The organism is Paracidovorax anthurii (assembly GCF_003269065.1).
GTDB lineage: Bacteria > Pseudomonadota > Gammaproteobacteria > Burkholderiales > Burkholderiaceae_C > Paracidovorax > Paracidovorax anthurii.
Genome location: NZ_QLTA01000014.1, coordinates 40018 through 59966 on the forward strand (window position 1 = coordinate 40018; position 19949 = coordinate 59966).

The 19949-nt window shown below is 61.5% G+C and carries 20 protein-coding genes and 2 tRNA genes; 16 read left to right on the forward strand and 6 right to left on the reverse strand.

The features are described from left to right. The first annotated feature begins 931 nt into the window (after positions 1 to 931). From AX018_RS25210 to greB, 9 genes are all read left to right on the forward strand, one after another. Positions 932 to 1117, forward strand: coding sequence for a virulence factor TspB C-terminal domain-related protein (locus tag AX018_RS25210; RefSeq protein ID WP_170146219.1), 186 nt, complete (start codon positions 932 to 934; stop codon positions 1115 to 1117). A 4-nt stretch (positions 1118 to 1121) separates the two neighbouring features. Then, positions 1122 to 1421, forward strand: a complete 300-nt coding sequence (locus AX018_RS09140) for a DUF2523 domain-containing protein (protein ID WP_111876983.1) — start codon at positions 1122 to 1124, stop codon at positions 1419 to 1421. A 5-nt stretch (positions 1422 to 1426) separates the two neighbouring features. Next, entirely contained in the window at positions 1427 to 2635 is a 1209-nt protein-coding gene (locus AX018_RS09145; RefSeq protein ID WP_170146220.1) for a zonular occludens toxin domain-containing protein, read from the forward strand. A gap of 360 nt (positions 2636 to 2995) precedes the next feature. Next, positions 2996 to 3889: a rolling circle replication-associated protein gene (locus AX018_RS09150; protein WP_146749271.1), complete on the forward strand. Its 894-nt coding sequence runs from the start codon at positions 2996 to 2998 to the stop codon at positions 3887 to 3889. A 435-nt stretch (positions 3890 to 4324) separates the two neighbouring features. After that, the gene (locus AX018_RS09155) at positions 4325 to 4864 is read left to right on the forward strand and encodes a recombinase family protein (RefSeq protein ID WP_245951489.1); all 540 of its coding nucleotides are present in this window, start codon (positions 4325 to 4327) and stop codon (positions 4862 to 4864) included. Between the two features lie 9 nt (positions 4865 to 4873). Then, entirely contained in the window at positions 4874 to 5878 is a 1005-nt protein-coding gene (hrcA, locus tag AX018_RS09160; protein WP_111876987.1) for a heat-inducible transcriptional repressor HrcA, read from the forward strand. 21 nt (positions 5879 to 5899) lie between these two features. After that, a tRNA-Ile gene (locus AX018_RS09165) sits at positions 5900 to 5976 on the forward strand. 148 nt (positions 5977 to 6124) lie between these two features. Then, a tRNA-Arg gene (locus tag AX018_RS09170) sits at positions 6125 to 6201 on the forward strand. 80 nt (positions 6202 to 6281) lie between these two features. Next, on the forward strand, positions 6282 to 6851 hold the full coding sequence (greB, locus tag AX018_RS09175) for a transcription elongation factor GreB (protein ID WP_111876988.1): 570 nt from the start codon (positions 6282 to 6284) through the stop codon (positions 6849 to 6851). 54 nt (positions 6852 to 6905) lie between these two features. Here greB and AX018_RS09180 read toward each other — a convergent pair whose 3' ends face one another. The 6 genes from AX018_RS09180 to AX018_RS09200 all read right to left on the reverse strand — a co-directional run bounded on the left by AX018_RS09180 (position 6906) and on the right by AX018_RS09200 (position 11845). Beyond that, positions 6906 to 9173, reverse strand: a complete 2268-nt coding sequence (locus tag AX018_RS09180) for a RelA/SpoT family protein (protein ID WP_111876989.1) — start codon at positions 9171 to 9173, stop codon at positions 6906 to 6908. A gap of 100 nt (positions 9174 to 9273) precedes the next feature. Continuing rightward, positions 9274 to 9477, reverse strand: coding sequence for a DNA-directed RNA polymerase subunit omega (gene rpoZ / locus AX018_RS09185; protein ID WP_011796632.1), 204 nt, complete (start codon positions 9475 to 9477; stop codon positions 9274 to 9276). An 18-nt stretch (positions 9478 to 9495) separates the two neighbouring features. Then, positions 9496 to 10116, reverse strand: coding sequence for a guanylate kinase (gmk, locus tag AX018_RS09190; protein ID WP_111876990.1), 621 nt, complete (start codon positions 10114 to 10116; stop codon positions 9496 to 9498). 43 nt (positions 10117 to 10159) lie between these two features. Continuing rightward, positions 10160 to 10369 carry a hypothetical protein gene (locus tag AX018_RS24730; protein ID WP_146749272.1) on the reverse strand — a complete coding sequence of 70 codons (210 nt, stop codon included), beginning with the start codon at positions 10367 to 10369 and terminating at the stop codon, positions 10160 to 10162. Beyond that, on the reverse strand, positions 10356 to 11228 hold the full coding sequence (locus tag AX018_RS09195) for a nucleotidyl transferase AbiEii/AbiGii toxin family protein (RefSeq protein WP_111876991.1): 873 nt from the start codon (positions 11226 to 11228) through the stop codon (positions 10356 to 10358). Before AX018_RS09195 ends, AX018_RS24730 begins: the two co-directional genes overlap by 14 nt. Next, a complete protein-coding gene (locus AX018_RS09200) occupies positions 11225 to 11845 on the reverse strand; it encodes a type IV toxin-antitoxin system AbiEi family antitoxin domain-containing protein (RefSeq protein WP_111876992.1) in 621 nt (206 codons plus the stop codon). The genes AX018_RS09195 and AX018_RS09200 overlap by 4 nt, the downstream gene beginning before the upstream one ends. 79 nt (positions 11846 to 11924) lie before the next feature. Between AX018_RS09200 and AX018_RS09205 the strand changes: the two genes are divergently transcribed. The 7 genes from AX018_RS09205 to AX018_RS09235 all read left to right on the forward strand — a co-directional run bounded on the left by AX018_RS09205 (position 11925) and on the right by AX018_RS09235 (position 19947). Further along, entirely contained in the window at positions 11925 to 13304 is a 1380-nt protein-coding gene (locus AX018_RS09205; protein WP_111876993.1) for a hypothetical protein, read from the forward strand. A gap of 11 nt (positions 13305 to 13315) precedes the next feature. After that, entirely contained in the window at positions 13316 to 14581 is a 1266-nt protein-coding gene (locus tag AX018_RS09210; protein ID WP_146749273.1) for a hypothetical protein, read from the forward strand. Between the two features lie 518 nt (positions 14582 to 15099). Then, positions 15100 to 15345, forward strand: coding sequence for a helix-turn-helix transcriptional regulator (locus AX018_RS09215; protein ID WP_111876995.1), 246 nt, complete (start codon positions 15100 to 15102; stop codon positions 15343 to 15345). 173 nt (positions 15346 to 15518) lie between these two features. Continuing rightward, entirely contained in the window at positions 15519 to 16607 is a 1089-nt protein-coding gene (locus AX018_RS09220; RefSeq protein WP_111876996.1) for a type IV toxin-antitoxin system AbiEi family antitoxin, read from the forward strand. Next, entirely contained in the window at positions 16607 to 17452 is an 846-nt protein-coding gene (locus AX018_RS09225) for a hypothetical protein (RefSeq protein WP_111876997.1), read from the forward strand. The genes AX018_RS09220 and AX018_RS09225 overlap by 1 nt, the downstream gene beginning before the upstream one ends. A 10-nt stretch (positions 17453 to 17462) precedes the next feature. Then, positions 17463 to 18065 carry a YkgJ family cysteine cluster protein gene (locus AX018_RS09230; RefSeq protein WP_211322406.1) on the forward strand — a complete coding sequence of 201 codons (603 nt, stop codon included), beginning with the start codon at positions 17463 to 17465 and terminating at the stop codon, positions 18063 to 18065. Positions 18066 to 18213: 148 nt separating this feature from the next. Further along, positions 18214 to 19947 (forward strand): hypothetical protein, encoded by a 1734-nt coding sequence (locus AX018_RS09235; protein ID WP_111876999.1) that lies wholly within the window; start codon positions 18214 to 18216, stop codon positions 19945 to 19947. The last annotated feature ends 2 nt before the right edge of the window (positions 19948 to 19949 follow it).

Below are 19949 nucleotides of genomic sequence, written 5' to 3' on the forward strand. Positions count from 1 at the left end.
TTGTGTCCCTAGCTCTAGCAGTGGGTCCGGCTCGGGGTCTGGTAGTGGGTCCGGTACGGGTACTGGCTCGGGCTCTGGATCTGGATCTGGATCTGGATCTGGATCGGGTAACGGTGGTGACGGCAGCGGTAACGGGGGCAGTGGCTCTGGTGGTTCTGGCACTGGCGGTGCTGGTAGCGGTGCTGGTAACGGTACGGGCACTGGCACTGGTGGTGGTGCCGGGTCTGGTGCTGGTGGTGGCACTGGTGGCGGCACTGGCACGGGTACCGGTACTGGTACAGGCACTGGCACGGGTGGTGCGGGTACTGGCTCGGGTGGCACAGGCACCGGCACTGGCACTGGCACTGGCACTGGCACTGGCACTGGCACCGGCACCGGCACCGGCACCGGCACCGGCACCGGCACTGGCACTGGCACCGGCACCGGCACCGGCACCGGCACCGGCACCGGCACTGGCACTGGCACCGGCACCGGCACCGGCACCGGCACTGGCACCGGCACCGGCACCGGCACCGGCACTGGCACCGGCACTGGCACTGGCACTGGCACTGGCACAGGCACGGGCACTGGCACTGGCACTGGCACGGGCACAGGCACAGGCACAGGCACTGGCACTGGCACTGGCACCGGCACCGGCACAGGCACCGGCACAGGCACCGGCACCGGCACCGGCACCGGCACGGGTAGTGGCTCGGGCACTTGCACGGGCGATAACTGCGGCGACGGGCAGGACTCGTCCTTTGGCGGCTCTTGTGGTGCGTGGACGTGCGATGGCGATGCGATCTTGTGTGCGATCAGCAAAGAGCAACACCAGCGCAATTGCCAACTATTCGAGGATGCAGCCCAGTCACAGGAGGCCAAACTTTACGGGGAGTCAAAGGGCAAGACTGGTGATCAAACAAAGGACTTGCCAGGCAATGAGACTGTCTCTATGGCCCAGCGTTACGACTCAACGAATTTGCTCTCTGGCTCCTGCGTTAGCGATGTGACGTTTGATGTTGTCGGTAAGCCTTTCACGCTCCAGTTGTCTCGTGTTTGCCCACATCTCGAAATGATCCGTCTGCTGTTGATGGGCTTCGGTGCGGTGCTTTGGCTTGTGATCGTTTTCCGGGGGTGACTACATGCCTGTCTTTCTCGCCGCCTTGCTCGGCGGCCTTATTAACATAGCGGGCACGCTCGCTGGTCGGGTGCTGCTCTCGCTCGGGATGAGCGTGGTGACTATCACGGGTGTGTCTGCGACCCTTGCGTGGGCCCGGTCCAACGTCGTGTCGTCGTTCGCTGGTATGCCGGGGCAGATTGTTGGGATGCTGTCTGCAATGGGCTTGGGCTCGTTCCTGTCGATCGTCATAAGCGCGATCACCACTCGCATGTTGCTGCAGGGCCTGACGGGTGACGCGATTAAGAAGTGGGTTACGAAATGAGGCGCATGCGATCGCTGCGCCGGCAGCTAGGCTTCTTGTTCCTGACCACCGGCGCTAATGGCGCTGGCAAGACCTTGTTCACGTTGTACGACGTGCGCAAGCTCCAGCTTGAGACAAGCCGCCCTGTCTTCTTCCACGGCTTCACGGCGAAGCAGCCATTGTTGGATTTCGGGTGGAAGGAGTTTGCGCCCGAGCACTGGGAAGACTGTCCCGACGGGTCCATCTTGGTGATGGACGAGTGTCATCTGAAGATGCCCTTGCGTGGTGTCGGCAAGCCTCCTGAGTGGATTGAGCGCATTCCGGTGACCCATCGCAAGCGTGGCATGGATATCTTCATGATCACGCAACACCCGCTGAACATGGATGCGTTCCTCCGGCGTGTGATCGCTAGCCCTGGATGGCACCGCCACTTCAAGGCCTCGTTCATGGGCGACAGTAGCAACGAGCTCAAATGGACGTCTGTCAACGATCAGCCTCAGAAGCCCGGAAGCGGTAAGAGTGGGGAAATCAAGTCTCGGCCGTTCCCGCGCGAGGTCTACGCGTGGTACGAATCAGCATCCTTGCATACCGCGAAGAAGGGCGTCCCCGCGAAAGTGTGGTGGGGCGTTGGCGCCCTCCTGGCTGCTATTGCGTCCGTCATTGCCGTGGTGTGGATGCTGACTACCCAAGCGTCCGGGGCTGTGGGTGAGCGGTCCACGTTGGTCAAGCAAGCGGAGCAAGCTGGCGGTGTCGGTGCTGCCCCAGCTATCCAGCGCGCCGCGGTTGGTACTGGTGGTGCTGGTGGTGGGGCGGGCCGGGGCCAGTCAATGACCAAGGCCGAGTATCTGGATCAGCGCACGCCACGCATTGAAGGCTTCCCGCACACCGCTGCGGTTTATGACGGCGTGACCGCTCCTACCGAGGCTCCCTACCCCGCAGCGTGCATGTCCATGGGTACAGCCTGCAAGTGCTACACGCAACAGGCCACCTTGATGCAGGTGCCTGCGGACGTGTGTCGGCAGATCGTGGCGCATGGTTACTTTGTCGATTGGCGTAAGCAGGACCCACCCATGGCCAGGGTTGATCAAGTTGCCTTGGCCTCTCCGACTGCTGCGCCTCAGCCGGTGGTCATCAACATGCCTGTGCAGGCTCCTCCGCACGCCCAGCAGCGTCCTGGGTGGGCCGAGTCCCTTGCCCTCCGCAACAGCCAGGTCCGGAGCACGTATGAGCGGTGATAGCGGCGCGTAGCGGCGGCCCCGTCGCAAGCGACAGCGTAGCGTAGGGGCCGCGCGCAGCGCGGCCTAGATTTATCAATGAGACATATCTCGACCGATGCAAGAAATCCACGTCTACCGGCCTGCTTACCGTCTTCCGTGCGCAGCACGGTTGGTGGTTGGTGTTGGTGCCCCTCTTGTGTGGGAGTGGCCTGACGGTGAGTGGTGCTGGTTGGATGAGCTGTGGCGCTGGGAGTGGCGGCACAAGCAAGGCGGCTGGATCGCGACGTTTGTCTGATCCAAAAAATTGCCCCCGCGCGGACTGCAATCCACCGGGGGCCGACAGCAAGATCAATGGGAGGTGCTGTGGACCGATATGTAGTGCACAAGGGTGTTTACTGTCAAGTTTTTGAGCAGGGCTGGAGGGTCAAAGAGTGGCGCGCGCCGGAAACGGGGCAGGTCGAGTTGATGGCGTGGCCTCGGAAAATCTACGTGCCCTTGGGCGATTGGGACGATCCTGATTTGCGCGCTCCTGAGATCGATCAGTCTGGCACTGAACTCGAAAAGGAGCGTGAGGCTGAGCGTAAGCGTCTTGCCCTGGAGCGCAGTGCCGCGAGGGCAAAGCGTACTTGTCGGTACAAGATCAAGTCTGCTGGTGTCGCCTCGCTGCTCACGTGCACGTACCGGGACAACATGTGTGATTTCGACCGCGTGCGGGCCGACTGGGCGGCGATGCTGCGCAAGCTGCGCAGGGCCATTCCGGGCTTCCGTGCCGTGTACTCTTTCGAGAAGCAATCACGCGGTGCGTGGCATGTCCATGCGGCTATCGACAAACTGCCGGTGTACTTGGACACAGTGGATGGTCGTGTTCGGTCCTGGGACTATCTGCGCAGGCTGTGGCAGTCGGTGGTTGGCAAGGACAACGGCAACATTGATGTTGATGGCCATCGGCGCACGCGCCACGGTCTGCCCGGCAAGTATCACAAGACCAGCGAGTCTCTCGCCAAGCTCGCCGGCTACGTGTCCAAGTATCTGACCAAGGATCACGCTGACGGTGTTGAGGGCCGCAACAGGTGGGGCAGCACGCAAGGCATCGAGGTTGCTAAGCCGGTCACGTATGACATGCCTGAGATGAGCTTGGCCGAGCTGGTGGCACTGGCCTTCGGTGTGCCTGATGGGCACCGTATTGCCGCGCATAAGGTGGGTCGGTGGGGCAAGTTCTGGATGCTCTCCACGGAGCCCGGTAGCGAGACCGTAGAGGCCCCTGATACGTGATGTTTGCTGCTGCGATTCTGTGTTGGTATCGTCATGGGCTTATATGTCGCGGTTTAGGGGGGAGCATGTTGAAGGTTGTTGCCGGTGTTGTTGTTGTTGGCGTTGCCGTTGGTGCCGTTGCGGCTTTGTCTGGTCATCGTTGGTATGTGCAACGGCAGGCCACCGATACTCCTTCGGCGAGTGTCGTTGGCGGCTCTGAGTGGCTTGATTGCGGGGACGGTGGCGGGTGGAGGTGGCGAGATTGCAAATTCGCGCGTGAGGCGATGAGTCCAGCGTCTGCTACTGCGCCTCTTGAGGCGCCTGCCGCTGCCGGGTACATCGAGTGGTCTGGCGACCCGTCCTCTAGGCGTGTTGTGCCTCGCTAGCTGTTGGGGGTAGTCGATGGGGCGATTGGTCGGTTATGCACGGGTCAGCACCCGTGACCAGGAAACAGTTATGCAGTTGGCGGCTCTGCGTGCTGCTGGTGTGGGATTGGTCTATGAGGAGCAGGCGAGTGCCGTGCGACACCGGCCGGTTTGGGAGCAGTGCCTTGCTGCGCTGCGAGCTGGGGATGTGCTTGTGGTCTACAAGCTGGATCGTCTTGCGCGGTCTACGTCTCACTTCGTTACCACGTTTGACTTGCTCCGTGCCCGTGGGGTCGGCTTTCGCAGTCTCACCGAAGCTATTGAGACCGTCACCCCGCAAGGCAGGATGTACTTGCAGCTACTGGCCGTGTTCGCTGAGTTCGAAAGGGAACTGATCCGGGAGCGCTGCGTTGCTGGGCAGCGTGCCGCTCGTGCGGCTGGGAAGACTTGGGGGCGCAAAGCCCAGTTGACGCGCGAGGAGGTTGCTCAGGCTGTGCAGGCTTGGCGTGGTGGGTGGTACACCCAGGAGGTATTGGCGGACATGCTGGGTGTCGCGGTTGGTACTTTGCGGTACCACGTCCACCGGCATGAGGGGCGTGGTGCCCATGGTCCGTGGACCGCACATAAGTAAAATGATTTGATGCTCGACGACCGTGCCAAGCTGTTGCTCAAAGCGCTGATTGAGCGCTACATCGCTGACGGGCAGCCGGTCGGGTCTCGCACATTGTCGCGCGCGTCTGGACTGGATCTATCCCCAGCCACCATACGCAACGTCATGGCCGACCTCGAAGACATTGGCCTCATCGCCAGTCCGCATACGTCGGCAGGCCGCATTCCTACAGCCAAGGGCTATCGGCTTTTCGTGGATACGATGCTGACGGTCCAGAAAGAGCAACTCTGTTCTCCGGAACTCGCTCCGGACCAGCCCCAGAAAGTGATTGCCAACGCAGCACAGCTGTTGTCGAGCCTATCGCAGTTTGTAGGCGTGGTGATGGCTCCGCGCAGGCCGTCGGTATTCCGCCATATCGAGTTCCTCCGGCTCTCCGAGAGGCGCTTGCTGGTGATCATCGTTTCTCCGGACGGGGATGTGCAGAATCGGGTGATCTTTACGGAAGTGGATCACACCCAATCCCAACTGGCCGAGGCTGCCAATTTTCTCAACAGCCACTATTCGGGCCTTGCCATGGAGGAGGTGCGCGAGCGATTGAAGACCGAGGTGGACCAACTGCGATGGGAGATCGCCTCCCTGATGCAGGCCGCGGTGAGCATCGGGTCCGAGGCCATGGCGGCCTCGCAGGAGGAGGTCGTGATCTCGGGGGAGCGCAATCTGCTGGCGTTGAGCGACTTTTCCAACGACATGGGAAACCTGCGGCGCGCTTTCGACCTTTTCGAGCAGAAGACGCAGATACTGAGGCTGCTGGACGTGTCGAATCGTGCGGAGGGCGTGCGAATCTTCATTGGCGGGGAGAGCCAGGTGGTTCCTTTCGAGGAGCTCTCTGTTGTCAGTGCACCCTATGAGGTGGACGGGCAGGTGGTGGGCACACTGGGAGTCATCGGGCCTACGCGCATGCCCTATGACCGCATGATTCAGATCGTGGACATCACATCCAAGCTGGTCACCAATGCCCTGAGTCATAGGCGCTAGCACATACAATTGCTGCAGATGGGGGCGTTAGCTCAGTTGGTTAGAGCAGAGGACTCATAATCCTTTGGTCGTCGGTTCAAGTCCGCCACGCCCTACCAACGCGATTGCTGCAACTTTTCTCTTTGAGTGAAGATTTCTTGTATTACAATGGCGTTTTGCTTCTAGCGCAATTGATTGAAATTCAAGAAATTGCAAGAAGCAAATTTTTGAAGAGTAGCAAAAAAGTGTGCTATAATTCAAAGCTTAGCGGCTGTAGCTCAGCTGGATAGAGTACTTGGCTACGAACCAAGGGGTCGTGGGTTCGATTCCTGCCAGCCGCACCAAATGGTAAGCCTCGTGATGTAAAAGTCACGAGGCTTTTTCCATTGGGTTCTTGTGTGTATTGCTCGTGTGGGAGTGATCGATGAGTAAAGCATTCACCAAAGAAGCCGAGGGTCCATCAACAGAAGATGAAGGGGAGTTTCCGTCGGCCCCTTTGCCGGCAAGGGGCAAGAACTACATCACTGCTGACGGGTATCGGCGGTTGCGTTCGGAATTGCTGAACCTGATGGATAACGAGCGGCCGAAGGTGGTTGAAGTGGTCCACTGGGCTGCCAGCAATGGAGATCGCTCGGAAAACGGTGACTACCTTTATGGCAAAAAGCGTCTGCGTGAGATTGATCGCCGGATCCGTTTCTTGACCAAACGCCTCGATATCGCGGAGGTTGTTGATCCTTCCATGCACGCGGGGAACGATCAGGTCTTTTTTGGCGCAACCGTAACTTACGTGGATGACGAGGCCGTGGAGCGCACGGTGACCATTCTCGGCATCGATGAGGTGGATAGCAGCCAATCCCAAGTCAGCTGGGTCTCTCCTGTGGCCAGGGCGCTTTTGAAGGCCAAGGAAGGTGATGAGGTGAAGCTTGGCACGCCGGGCGGTGTTCGCACGCTGGAGATTCTCAAGGTCGATTACCCCAAGAAAACTTCCACCTGAGGGCCGTGCGGGGAGGGGGGCGCCCCTCTTGGTCTGTGGCACGTCCGGGTAGAGTCAACTGCGTGGCAGCGTTCTGAATGCCCGCAGCACCGCGGGAGTGCGGCGCAGATTGCGCAGCGAGGCCTCCAAATGGGCTTGATCGCGAACGGCGACGACCAGCCGCAGGTCGGTCGTGTCCATCGCCTTTTCCTCGTCCATGTCGACATGCACGATGTCCGCCTCGGAAGTGGCCAGCTCTGCCGCAATGCGCGCCAGCATTCCCTTGCCGTTGGTAATCGTCACCACAATTCCGGTTTCGAACATGCGTGTTGGCTCGTCCGCCCAATCGACGGTGATGAAGCGCTCACTGTCCTTGTGCTGCAGCTTTCTGGCGACCCCGCATTGCATGTTGTGAACCACGAGGCCTTCTCCACGGCCCAGGTAGCCCACGATGGAGTCGCCAGGCACCGGGCGGCAACAGCTGGCGTACTGGACCGATGCGTTTTCACTGCCGTCCAGTGTGACGCCACCCTGTGAAAGGGTTTCGTGCGATGTGTAGCGCTCGCGTGTCAGCAGGAGTGCATCGGGGCGGTGGCCATGCTCCGTCATCAACACCATGAGCCGCTTGGCAACGATCCCTGCAATGCGCTTGCCCAGCCCGATATCTGTCATGAGCTCGGCTCGGGAGCGGTTTCCGGTAAAGCGCAGCAGCTTGTCCCACAGGGCCTGGTTTTCTTCTTCCGTGGGAAGTCGTTCCAGCCCTTCCGCCCTCAGGGCCTGGGTGAGCAATTTCTCGCCCAGGCCGGCCGATTCGGTGTGCGCAAGGGTTTTCAGGTAGTGCCTGATCTTGGAGCGGGCGCGGCCCGTGCGGACAAAACCCAGCCAGGCAGGATTGGGGGTCGAGACGGGGGCGGTGATGATCTCCACGACATCGCCATTTTTCAGTTCCGTCCGCAGTGGCACCTGTTCATTGTTGATCTTTGCGGCCGTGGCGCGGTCGCCTACGTTGCTGTGGATTGCGTATGCAAAGTCAACCACGGTGGCCCCTCGGGGCAGGGCCATGATCTGGCTCTTGGGTGTGAAGACGTAGACCGCGTCGGGGAACAGGTCCACTTTCACGTGGTCCCAGAATTCGGCTGCATCACGGGTCTCGTTCTGGATGTCCAGCAGCGACTGCAGCCATTTGGTGCCCAGGCGCTCCGCGGTGGAGCCTTCCGCATTCTGTGCCTTGTAAAGCCAGTGCGCGGCAACACCCGCCTCGGCGACAACGTGCATCTCCTCGGTGCGCATCTGGAACTCGATGTTGATTCCAGAAGGGCCGACCAGGGTGGTGTGCAGCGACTGATAGCCGTTGAGCTTCGCGATGGCGATGTGGTCCTTGAACTTGCCGGGAACCGGCTTGTACATCTGATGCAGGACGCCCAGTGCCGTATAGCAATCGATGACGGAGGAAACGATGACGCGGAAGCCGTAGATGTCGGTCACCTGCGCGAAGCTGAGGTGCTTGCTGTCCATCTTCTGGTAGATGGCGTAGAGCGTCTTCTCCCGGCCGGCGAGCCGTGCCTTGATGCCAACCCGGGCAAACGCGGCATCGACTTCGGTCTGCACTTTCTGGATGATGTCGCGGCGCCGGTTGCGTGCCTTGTTGACGGCTTTGGACAGCGTGGCATATCGCCAGGGGTGCAGATGCCGGAAAGCAAGATCCTGCAGTTCGCGGTAGGTCTGGTTCAGGCCGAGCCGATGGGCGATCGGGGCGTAGATCTCCAGCGTCTCGGAGGCGATGCGGGCCCACTTGCTGCGCGGCATGTCGGAGAGCGTGCGCATGTTGTGCGTGCGGTCCGCCAGCTTGATGAGGATGACCCGGACGTCGCGCGCCATCGCAAGCAGCATCTTGCGAAACGATTCGGCTTGGTTTTCCTCGCGGGTATTGAACTGGAGCTTGTCGAGCTTGGTGAGTCCATCGACCAATTCCGCCACCTGGAGCCCGAACCGGTCGATGAGGTCCGACTTGGTGACGCCGCAGTCTTCCATGGCGTCGTGCAGCAGGGCCGCCATGAGGGCTTGCGCATCGAGCTTCCACGTCGCGCATTGGGCTGCGACCGCGATCGGGTGGGTGATGTAGGGCTCGCCGCTGTTGCGTAACTGCCCGAGATGGGCTTCATCGGCGAACCGATAGGCTTGCCGGACGTGTTCGATGCTCGCGGCATCGAGATAGTCCAGGTTCTCGGTGAGCGCGGTAAAGCTGGCAGCCGCTGCATTGGCCGCAGCTGCGGACGTGCCTGCCGAAGGGTTGTCGCCGGGGCGCGGCTCCTGGGCGGAAGGTTTGTTCAAGACCGCGTTCATACCTGAAATGTAGCGCGCCTCTCCTGGACGTGACCGACGGCAAAAAAAAGCACCGCCTGGCGGTGCTGTTGGATTGCGCACCCCGCAGAGTGCAGGGGGATCAGCCCGGGACCTTCTTGAGCATCTCCAGTCCGATCTTGCCTTCGGCGATTTCGCGCAGGGCGGTGACGGCGGGTTTGTTGCGGCTTTCGATCTTCGGCGCGTGGCCCTGGCTCAGCATGCGAGCGCGGTACGTGGCGGCCAGCACGAGCTGGAAGCGATTCGGGATGTGCTCGAGGCAATCTTCAACGGTAATGCGGGCCATGCGGATTCTCCAGGCAATCTAGGCGATATTGAGGGATTCGAAGGTGTCGGCCCGGGCGCGGCGCTGGGCTGCATACTTGAGCCGCTGGGCGTGAACGACGGTTTTCAGGTCGAAAAGCGCACGCTCGAAGAGTTCGTTGATTATAACGAAGTCAAATTTGGAGGCCTGTGCCATCTCCTGTGCGGCATTCTTGAGCCGCAATTCGATCACATCCGGGGCATCTTCCCCCCGGCGTTCGAGCCGTGAGCGCAGTTCCTCCCAGCTGGGGGGAAGGATGAAGATCAGCACGGCATTGGAGAAGGCCTGCTTGACCTGCATGGCGCCCTGGAAATCGATCTCCAGGATGACGTCCGAGCCCTGGGCGATGCGCTCTTCGATGCCCTTGCGCGATGTCCCGTAGCGCTGGCCGTGGACGTGGGCCCATTCGATGAAGCCGTTGGCGGCCACCATCGCATCGAACTCCTGGGTCGATGCGAAGAAGTATTCGCGGCCATGCTTTTCCTGGCCGCGCGGCGGACGGGTCGTGTGGGAGATCGAGGGCTGAACGTGCGAGTCCAACTCCAGCAATGCCTTGACCAGACTCGACTTCCCTGCGCCGCTCGGCGCTGCCACTACGAAGAGATTGCCGGGGTAGTCCATATGGAATGTGCGCACGTTGCTATCAAAACAGGAAAATTATCGCTCACTCGATGTTCTGCACCTGAAGCTCGGGATCGATTCCAAGCAGTTGATTTTTCAAGGGAATCATCTCTGCAGCACCAATAAACCCGCCTATAAAACCGCCATCAAACGTGACATTTGATGGCACCGCATGAACGGGTTGTCGTACGGCCCAGACAAGATCAAGCGGGTTGATTCTAGCGAGCGGATTCGAGGGTTCACTGCGCGTCATCGAAGATCTTGCGCGCTCGATCCAGCGAATCGTCAAGCTTGAGAGCGAGGTCTCTGACGATGTTCGAAAGCGGCTTCGGCGCGATCTCGTTTTTGAGCAGAAATGCCTTCCATATGGCCTGGCGAGTTGGATCATTCGCAAACTCATCGGACAGTCCGATCGGCGACTTGGCGGGTACATCCATGCCTCGACGCGAGAAGGTTTCGGCGATTGCGGTTGCGAGCAAGGCCGGGTCCAAGGTCTCGCGAGCAAGCATGACCCAGAGGTCGAGGTAGTCCTTCATGCGAGTGTTCAGCATGCCCAGCAGTGCGATGGCGTGCAGCTTCTCTGCTATGACGCTGTAGACCGGGTAGGTGCGCAACTGCGGGGCAGGAAAATCCGTGATCAGGACCGGATAGGAAGCGTGCACAGGCCCCGGCGTTACCGCGTCGCCGAATCCGATGTCCACCTGCACCTTGCACCTCGCTCGTGCGATCTCGGCAGTGAGGACGATCCGCGCGCCGGCGTAGCCCGCGTCCTTGCGTATCTCCTGCGCGGTCACGGTAGCGGGATCGAAGACGATGCCGTCGCCGGCTTCGATGGAGGCGATCTCCCGAAACGTCTGCTCAAGGGACGCCAGATCACTGGCACCGAAGCCCAGCAGATCCACGTCGCGCGTGGGCCGGTGCGGCATGTCGTACCAGAGGGCGAACAACAGCGCGCCCTTGAGCAGGAAGTTGTCGGCGTGCGCGGAGCGGCTCATGCGGTACAGCAGGCGCTCGAGCGCGTACCGGACCAACACGCCGTTGAAGTCCGAGCCTTCGGCCTTCGCCAGGTTCAGCAGACGTGCCCGAACCGAGGCTGCGAGGCCCTTGCTCACGTGATCGCCTCCAGGTAGGGACGCATCACGTTGGCGACGCGGCAGATCTTTGCGTAGTGCCACAGGTCGTCGACCGAGGCCTTCTTCTGGGCCAGGGCGTCCTTCAGAGCCTCCAGGGCGACGTCCAGGCCGATCTTGTTGCGGTGTTTGAAGCAGTCGGCCACGGTCTTGGCGACGTTGTAGACACGCAGCTGCACCTGATCACGCTCGAAGACCTCGACGCCCTCGGCGTAGCTCGCACCGGTGAACTGGACCATCTTGATCGGGGGATGCTCGATGCGAGGGACGTGGCTGCCGCGCGGCATGGCGATCCAGACCCGGCGCGGCAGCTGTGTTGTCAACTCATGGAACTGCAGCGCGGTGAGCACGCAGAACACCGCCTGTGGTGCCTTGATCGCGACCGAGGCGAGGCCCTCAAACTCCGAAACGTCGGTCCCGGGCAGGCGATACAGGCCACGCCCAACTCGTTCCAGTTGCCCTCGGGCGGCGAGCCGGCTGAGCACGACCCGCGGCGCGCCGAGCACATCCAGATCGCCCGCGCGCAGCAGTCCCTTGGTCCGCGCGAGCTCGAGGACGCGCTGTGGATGAGATCGCGGCGGTGCGTGTGTTTCATTCATACGTCAGATAATTATAATCGACGGCGAAAAGGAACGTACGGCAAGCCACCGCACCCTCTGACGCCTGACCGCCTCCGACATGCCCATCTTCACGCGCCGCCGTCTACAGGCCATGCTGAACGATCTGGCCCCGCGCCTGGACGAGGCGAAGGGGAAGGATCTGCTGCGGCGACTCGAGAACAAGCGGGTGGAGCAGGCGTTGCCTGCGGAGATGGAACTCGCGCTGCTGTGGGGCTTGCTTCAGCTTGGCGATGTCGAAGTTGAGCCGGAGTGGTTCGCGCTCGGGCGCCTGCCGGATGCCTATTCCGAGCTGCTCTTTGCGCCGCAACCTGCCGCGATCGAGATCGCGGCCATCTCCGATGCCGGCCTGGCACAGGAAGACGAGATGAGGCGCACGGCGAGCCTGCTGTGCGAAGCGGCGAACAGGATCCGCCGCGGTGAGGGGCATCACCTGTACTTCCACTTCGGCGAGGAGAGCGGCTACACGCCTGAGGGGTACGTGCGCAGACGAAAGGTTGATCCCGAATTCAAGGTGACGGATGACATTGCCGCCGAGTTGCGGGCGTGGATGACCTCTGCCGGCAGCGCGGCCCAGCGAGCACCTCTTCGAGTCACCGTCGGCAGGACCGATCTGGTGGTCACGTGGAATGAGTGCAAGCAGTCCCGCCACTCCAACTTCTTCTCGACGATGCCGGCCGAGGCGTACTCGCTGACCGACAACCCGGTGCACTCAACCCTCAAGGCAAAGGCCGATCAGTTGAGGAGTGCGGATTTCCAGGGCGTCCGGTGCTTGCTGCTGGCGGACGTCGGAAGCAGGCTGCTCCGCAATCCGAATGAGAGCATGCACAGCCCCGGCGCGGTCACCGGACGGCAGATCATCGACAGCTTCCTCGCGCAGCCAAGGTGCGGTCTCGACGTGGTTTGCGTCTTCTCGCCTCGACGAGAGAGGGACTTCATGTCGATCTCGCGCAAGCCACTCACTTGGCAGGTGAGTGCCTTCGTCCGCCCGGGGGTCGAGGTAACGATGAGCGGACTCGAAAGACTGGCCTCGGTGCTGCCGCGTCCACGGTTCGAGGGCTACCAGGCCCGCTCATTGCAGCAGCAGGCGGCATACGGGCCAGACAGTCGCGGGTGGTGCGTCGGCACCAACATCACGAGTGGAAGAACGAAAATGACGATCAGCATCTCTGCACGTGCGCTTCTTAAACTGTTGGCTGGACGGCTGACGCAGGACCACTTTCAGCACGCGATCGGCATGGACGATGCGAGAGGTCGTGCGAACCTGTTCAAGCTTTGTCTCGATCGCGGCGAGATCATCTCTGCGGTCCGGCTTGAACCCGGTGGGGTCGACGAAGACGACGATCGTTTCGTCATCGAGTTCTCGAAGGACCCATCCGCCTCGGCGTTGTCCATCGGACCTACCGAGGGCGGTGCCACCCCCTCGACCGGTGCGCCGTGACGGAGGGCGCGATGAGCAACGGCGCCATCACACGCACCGATCTGTACCGGCAGGTATGGGAGACGCCACTCAGCCGACTGGCACCTGAGCTCGGCTTGTCCGACAACGGCTTGCGCAAGCTCTGCAAGCGCCACGACATCCCCATCCCTGCTCGCGGCTACTGGGCTCGTGCCGCCGCAGGGCAGGCCGTCAAATCAACGAAGCTGCCCCGGCCAGACGACAACGAACTCGTATGGGAGCCGCCCACGCCCCGCGAAGCAAAGCGCCGCGAGACGGCTCGAGCACAGGCATCGCTTTCGCAGAGCACGGTGCGCGAAGCCAGGTCTGCCGTCGAAGTTCTGCCCACCGAGATCCGACCAACGCTCGATGGGTGCGACCACCTGGTTCGGAACACGGCGCGCTTCTTCACCGCGTTGGCCGCGAAAGTCGAAAAGCGCAAGACAGAGCTGGAGAAGGCCCGAGGGCGGCATTCCGGGCGGCCGCAACTGCTATTTCTTGCACCGCAGAGGACACTGAACGGCCGGTTCGCTCCGGACGAACCGGGATGCCTTCGCATCGTCGCGACCCTGAAGAACATTGATTGGATCTTGCGTTTCCACGATGCGCTGATCCGCGCGCTGAAGTCGCAGGGCTGCAAAGTGGAGGTGCGCGAATGGAACAGGTCTCACCTGGTGGAGATTCACGGCAGCGGCGAACAAATCGGCCTGTCGTTCGCCGAGGAGTTCGAGACGCGCGTCCGCAAGGATCCGCAGCGTCCATGGGATGACAAAGAGTACGTTGCCAAGGACACCTACAAACTCAAGATCGAACGGCCTCTCGGGTCTCCCAAGGCCTGGGTCGGCAACCAAGCGCGGTTGGCCGAGTTGCTGTCGGCAATCGCACGCGACATCGCCGCCATGCTGGCCGCCCAGGTAGAGGTGCGCAAGGTTCGTGAGGCCGAAGAGGCGGAGCGCAAGGTCGCCGCAGAGAAGCGGGCGGAGGCGAGTCGCGTGTGGTTCGCGGCGCAGAAGTTGATCGCCGATCGAAAGGCGGCCCGACACGCGCAAATCGATCGAGCGCGGGCCGCGGGCAAGGCCTACGACGAGTTCTTGAGCTTACGGCGTGTGGTGGCCGAGATGGAGGCGCGTGTTCAGGCGGAGACCGACGAAGCCGTGCGCGAATGGCTGACTCTTGTGCGCGGCAGTTTGTCCGACCCGATCGAGAACCTCATGCACGCCATTCGTACAGAGGCAGCGGGTGGCGAAAGGCCGTTGTGGTGGCCCGATGCCGACCGATGACTCCGAGGGATTTGCGCAGATTCAAGTGCCGAGTGGCGCTGGAGGCCGTGGGCTCTGGGTTGGCTTTGCGACCCAGAAAGCGTTCAGGCCGGGCGATCTATGCAGGTCACCCGCCACGATGCCATTGCGGCAGTGACCGGAAAGACCCGTACGGCCGAGCGCATGATGGTTGAAGCAGTTCATATGTAGCTAAAGAACGGTTTCAGCGGTCTTTCGACTGGCCCGGCACGGCGACTTGCTAGGGTCTGCTGCACAGCAGACCATGGAGCTACACCACGATATGACCACGAGCGTCCGGAAAGCGATGTGATCGGGAGTTCAGCGTTCGCACACGAACCCCTTTCTGGGAACGCCACGATGCGCTGAAGTGTTCCGTTTGTTCGTCATACGTCGATGCTCAACGTTGATACGGAACAAGTTCAGTGGGCCTGCTACCACGAGCGCAAACGTGGCAACCACGGCGTCGCTACCACAGTCCGAACGCAGGTCGCTCGTCTTCTGATGCGCAGAATGGCGAGATGACTACTGTTTTCCCAAAGGCTTCGGCCCAAAACTATCCATCTCATCCCGTCCCCTCGCTGCCGCCGACTGGCTTTGTCAGGCAGGCACAGGTTCTTGCTTTCATCCCGATTTCGAGGTCGACGTGGTGGCGCCAAGTTGCAGCTAAGACGTTCCCCGCGCCGGTGAAGCTGACGCCGGGCATCACCGCTTGGCGGGCCGAAGACATCAGGCTGTGGATCGAGAACAGGAGCGGAGCGGCCTGAACCGTTCGAGTCGACTCACGCCTGTGCTTAGGCTAGTTGGCTGACGTCAGATTTCACTCTGAATAGCCGTTCCAGCCGCCGCTGAAATCGCCATTTCGGATGAAATTCTTGCTAAATTTCATCCCATCAGCTAGATTCAGCGGGTGCTGAAATCTATTAGTCCGGTGAAACCCATGAGCCCGCTTGAGGTCGAGCAAGCCTGGCCAAGCCTGCTTCAGGGGCTGCTGGAAGCCTCACCGATCGTCAAGAACGTCGTTGTAGACCCCGTCCCTCGGCGTGAGGACGGGGGTTACGACGGCGAGGTCGACTTCACCATCGACGAGGAGCCGCATCGCCTCATCGTCGAATGCAAGTCGTCCGGGCAACCGCGCTACGTTCGGGACGCGATGAGCCAGCTCGGCCGAGAGATCTTCAGGGCAACCGGATTGACGCGCGGCCTGGTGTTCGCGCCATTCATCTCGCCAGCTTCCCGCGCGATGCTCGCGGAAAGCAGCATCGGCTGGCTCGACCTGGCGGGCAACGCACGCATCGTGTTCCCCCGCTTCCATCTGGAGATCAACAAGGCCGACCGCGACCCCTTCGCGACCAAGCGCGAGCAGCGTTCGTTGTTCTTCCCGAAATCCGCGCGCCTGCTGAAACTGCTTCTGCACAAGCCGAACGCCTCCTGGAAGGTGGTCGAGCTGGCGGCCCAGGCCGATGTCAGTGTCGGCCAGGTCAGCAACGTTCGTCGAGCGCTGATCGAACGGGAATGGGCGCACGCCGAGACGGGGGAGGGGCTGCGCCTGACCCAGCCGGAAGCCTTGCTTGACGCCTGGCGGGACGACGGTGTCCAGACCCCCAGTGTTGTGCTGCGCGGCCACACGTTGAAGCACGGGAGAGCACTCGAAGCTGCGATCGAGCAAATCTTTGCCGAGGTCGCTGCTCAGGGATCGCAGGTGCTGCTCGCATCGCACTCAGTTGCGCGTCGCGCGGCGCCGTATGCGCGTGTCGCTGGTGAGTTCTTCTATGCCGCACCCGTCGGCATCGCGCTCCTCAAACGCCACCTGGAGATCGCGCCGACCGACAAGGGCGAGAACGTCACCATCTTCAGGCCCAGCGACGACGGTCTCTGGCAAGAAACGATGGACCTCTCGCCCAAGCTCAAGGGGACGGGTCCGATCCAGACCTATCTGGACCTGCTGTCCACCGGCGAGCGTGGCCGTGAAGCGGCGGAGCATTGGCGTGCCGAGAGGATCAAGCCCCTGTTGGCCGGGGTGTCGTGATGGAACCGAAGTCTGCAAACGACTATGACGACGTCGGCGCACAGGCCGTGCTCTCAGTCTTGTTGGAGATCGGCCAGGTGCTCGGCGCCTATCGCGATCGATTTGTCGTCATCGGCGGCTCCGTGCCATGGCTGCTCTTTCCGGATGCCGTGCCCGCACACGTCGGGACCTTGGACATCGACCTCAGCCTTGACGCGCAAGCTTTGGGCGATGGCGACTACAAGCACTTGGTCGAGTCGCTCGAGGCGGCGGGGTACCAGCGCGCCGCTGAGGACATGAAGTGGTTCCAACTTCGGCGCACGGTCGAATTCAAGGACCATGCGCCAGTGGCCGTCATCATCGACCTGCTGATGCCGCGCGAAGCGAAGTTCAAACGCAACAAGCCGCCGCTGTTGGCGAACTTCGCGGTGCAGAAGGCCGACGGCGCGGGCGTGGCCATGCAGTCGTTCGTTCGGCACAAGCTCGACGGCACGATGCCGGACGGGCGTCGCAACACGGTAGAACTCCGTGTCGCGAGCATCCCGGCGCTGCTGGTGATGAAAGGCTATGCGCTCGTTGGCCGCGACAAGCATAAGGACGCCTACGACATCTACTTCTCGGTGCGCGAGTTCGAAGGTGGACCAGGTGCGCTTGCCGAAGCGTGTCGACCGCTGCTCGACGATCCGGTGGCGCTCGAGGGCTTCAAGCACATCGCAGGGAAGTTCACGGACGAGGCTGCATTCGGGCCTACTACGGTCCGCCAGTTCCTGAGCGACTCGGCCGCGCTTGGTGACATGACGGCCGATCAGGTTCAGGTCGACGCGTTTCGCCAAGTCAAGGCGTGGCTCGAAAGTTTGGGCTTTTGAGCGAGTTGTCGTGACGTACCCCATGCAGCAATTGCCAACACCTGACGAAATTTCTGAGGCCGATGCGCGCCGCGCCGCATTCGTCTCGGCCATCCCGACGGAGGTCAGTCGGGCGGAAGACGAGATCCCAAAGGTGGTCCGCCAGATGAACGCTGCGGCCCGCAGCAAGCTGCAGCGGATCTATCAAGTCGCCGACGCGTTGTCAGAACACCGGGAACCGTTCGTGGCCTGCCACAAGGGCTGTGCTGCGTGCTGCCACATGAACGTCAGCATTACTGCGGTCGAAGCGGAGCGGCTCGCCCGCGCATCGGGTCGCCGGAAGACGCCATTGGTCAGCACGGTTGATCATGCGCTGGACGAATTCAGCGGCAGGCCTTGTCCCTTTCTCGACGGGCAGGGTGACTGCTCCGTGTACGAAGATCGGCCGTTGTCCTGCCGCAAGCACGCTTCGTTCTTCAAGTCCGACATTGCCTGCCATCCGCCGGTGATGCACCAGATCGAAGTTCCTATGCTGAGATTTGGTGGGTTGGACGAGGCGCTGTTCGCTTTGTCGGGCGACCAAGTTTCGCCGGTGCTTGCGGACATCCGCGACTTCTTTCCGGGGGCAGGTTGACGCCATTTGCTGCGTAATCTCGAGTCCATCGTTGCGCGAGGCGTCACGGCGCGGCTGGCTTCCCGGCGTGCATGTATCGGGCAGCATGGGTGTGCTCAAGAACGGCACCTGGTGGCGCACCTGAAGCTCTTTGAGTGACTATTGCCAGATGAACATCCTCTCAACCGTCCGGGCGGCCGAGCAGCTTTCGGCAGCGCAACGCGACCTCCTGACTCGCCTGCTAGAGCAGATGCTCGTCCTGGGCGGAGGTGCCCCCGCGCTCAAGTTTCGAGCAGACCACTACTCTGATGTTGACGCGTTGGAGGAGCTGGAATCGAACCGCTGGCTCAAGCGAGAGAACGACCACTACATCGTTCAGTCCATTGCTCTTCCCTTGCTGGACACGGAGCCGGCGCGTCGACTGCTATCGAACATCGAGCGTGTGTACGCGGTCCTCAAGGCTCAGTATCGCCTGACCCAGCAAGCGCAGGTCCCTGTGTCCGCTGTGGCCGTGCAAACTAAGCTACCCGTCGTAGATGTCACTGCTGCGCTTCGGGTGATGCTGGACACCTCCATCTGGTGCTCTGGGTGGTCGACGGATCTGCACAAGGAGGATGCTTTCGTTTGTCCTTCCGAGACGGTCCTGAAGCACGAGACCTACGCAAAGCTGGTGGAGGAGGTGCGAAGCTGGAACGCATCCTCCCCCTTTCGGTCTATGGGCTCCAATGTGGCGTCCGATGTCGAAGAGCCCGCTCAGTTGCATGTCGATGTCGAGCGCGAGCTGCCGGCCGCTCAGGCGAGCGCCGTGCTGTCCGTAGCGGAAGACCTCGAGGGCATGAAGTTCTCCCTCAACGACTACTACGACGATCTCGAACCCCAAGGCGTCATCGACAGCGTCCTCACTGGCAAAATCAACACACTGCGCGCCTACTGCGAAACCATCGGGTGGCAAGTCCTGGCTCGGCAGCTCAAGGAACTCGCGCCTCTTCGCGGCAACGCCGTGGAGGCGATGGAACTCGTTAGAAGCTTTGTCGTTCCCGAGGTGCGCCGGCTTGTCATCGTCAAGGCGACACCCAAGGTCACGGTGAGAGACAGGGAGCCTACTCGCGTGGACAACGTACTTCGAGCGTGGCCGGCCGTCCGAGCTTGCTTGCAAGAGTTCAGCTTCTACGACATCAAGGAGGTGGCCGGATTGGCAGGCTTCGACGTCACTGCCACTGCGCATCTGGTGCAGAAGTCACAAGGCGGTGCAACCAAAGGGCAGTTGATGTCGGCGATTGACGAGCAAGTCGCTCAGATGATCTGCCCCAACCGGACTCACTTCCTCACCATCCTCATCGAAGAAATCCTGCGGCGGCGCCCGGAAGCGCAGGACAAGCTCTCCGAGTACTTGAGCCGTCTAGGTTGGTCGTTCGTCAATCAAACGCTGGTGCCTCTGTCGGTGTTCGATGTCGACATCCTCGCTGACACGCCTGACGAGTCCCGTCACGACCTGCTGAAAGCTGCGCAACGTCTGCGCGACGGTGATCTCGGCGGAGCCATCTCTGCCGCTTGCGGCGCTGTCGATGCGGCCACGTCCAAGGTCTACGACGAACTGGGCCTTGGCGACCCGACCAAGGCATCGTTTCAGGAGCGCTGCAGGAAGGCGGTGTTGGCAAAGGGCGTGCTGATCGAACTTGACCGGCAGCTCGATGAACTTGGGTGGATCCAGTCCGATTTGGTGCCCTTCAAGAAGAACCTCGAAGGCGCGCTGAACCAAGGCGCCTATGTGATGCAGATGCTTCGCTCGCACATGGGTGACGTCCACGGCACGAAACCGATCCTGCGCTCACTCGTGTTCGACTGCCTGCGCTGGGCCGAGCTTCTAGTTGGTTCGTTGGTCGAGAGGTCCGAGAGCGCGTAAGG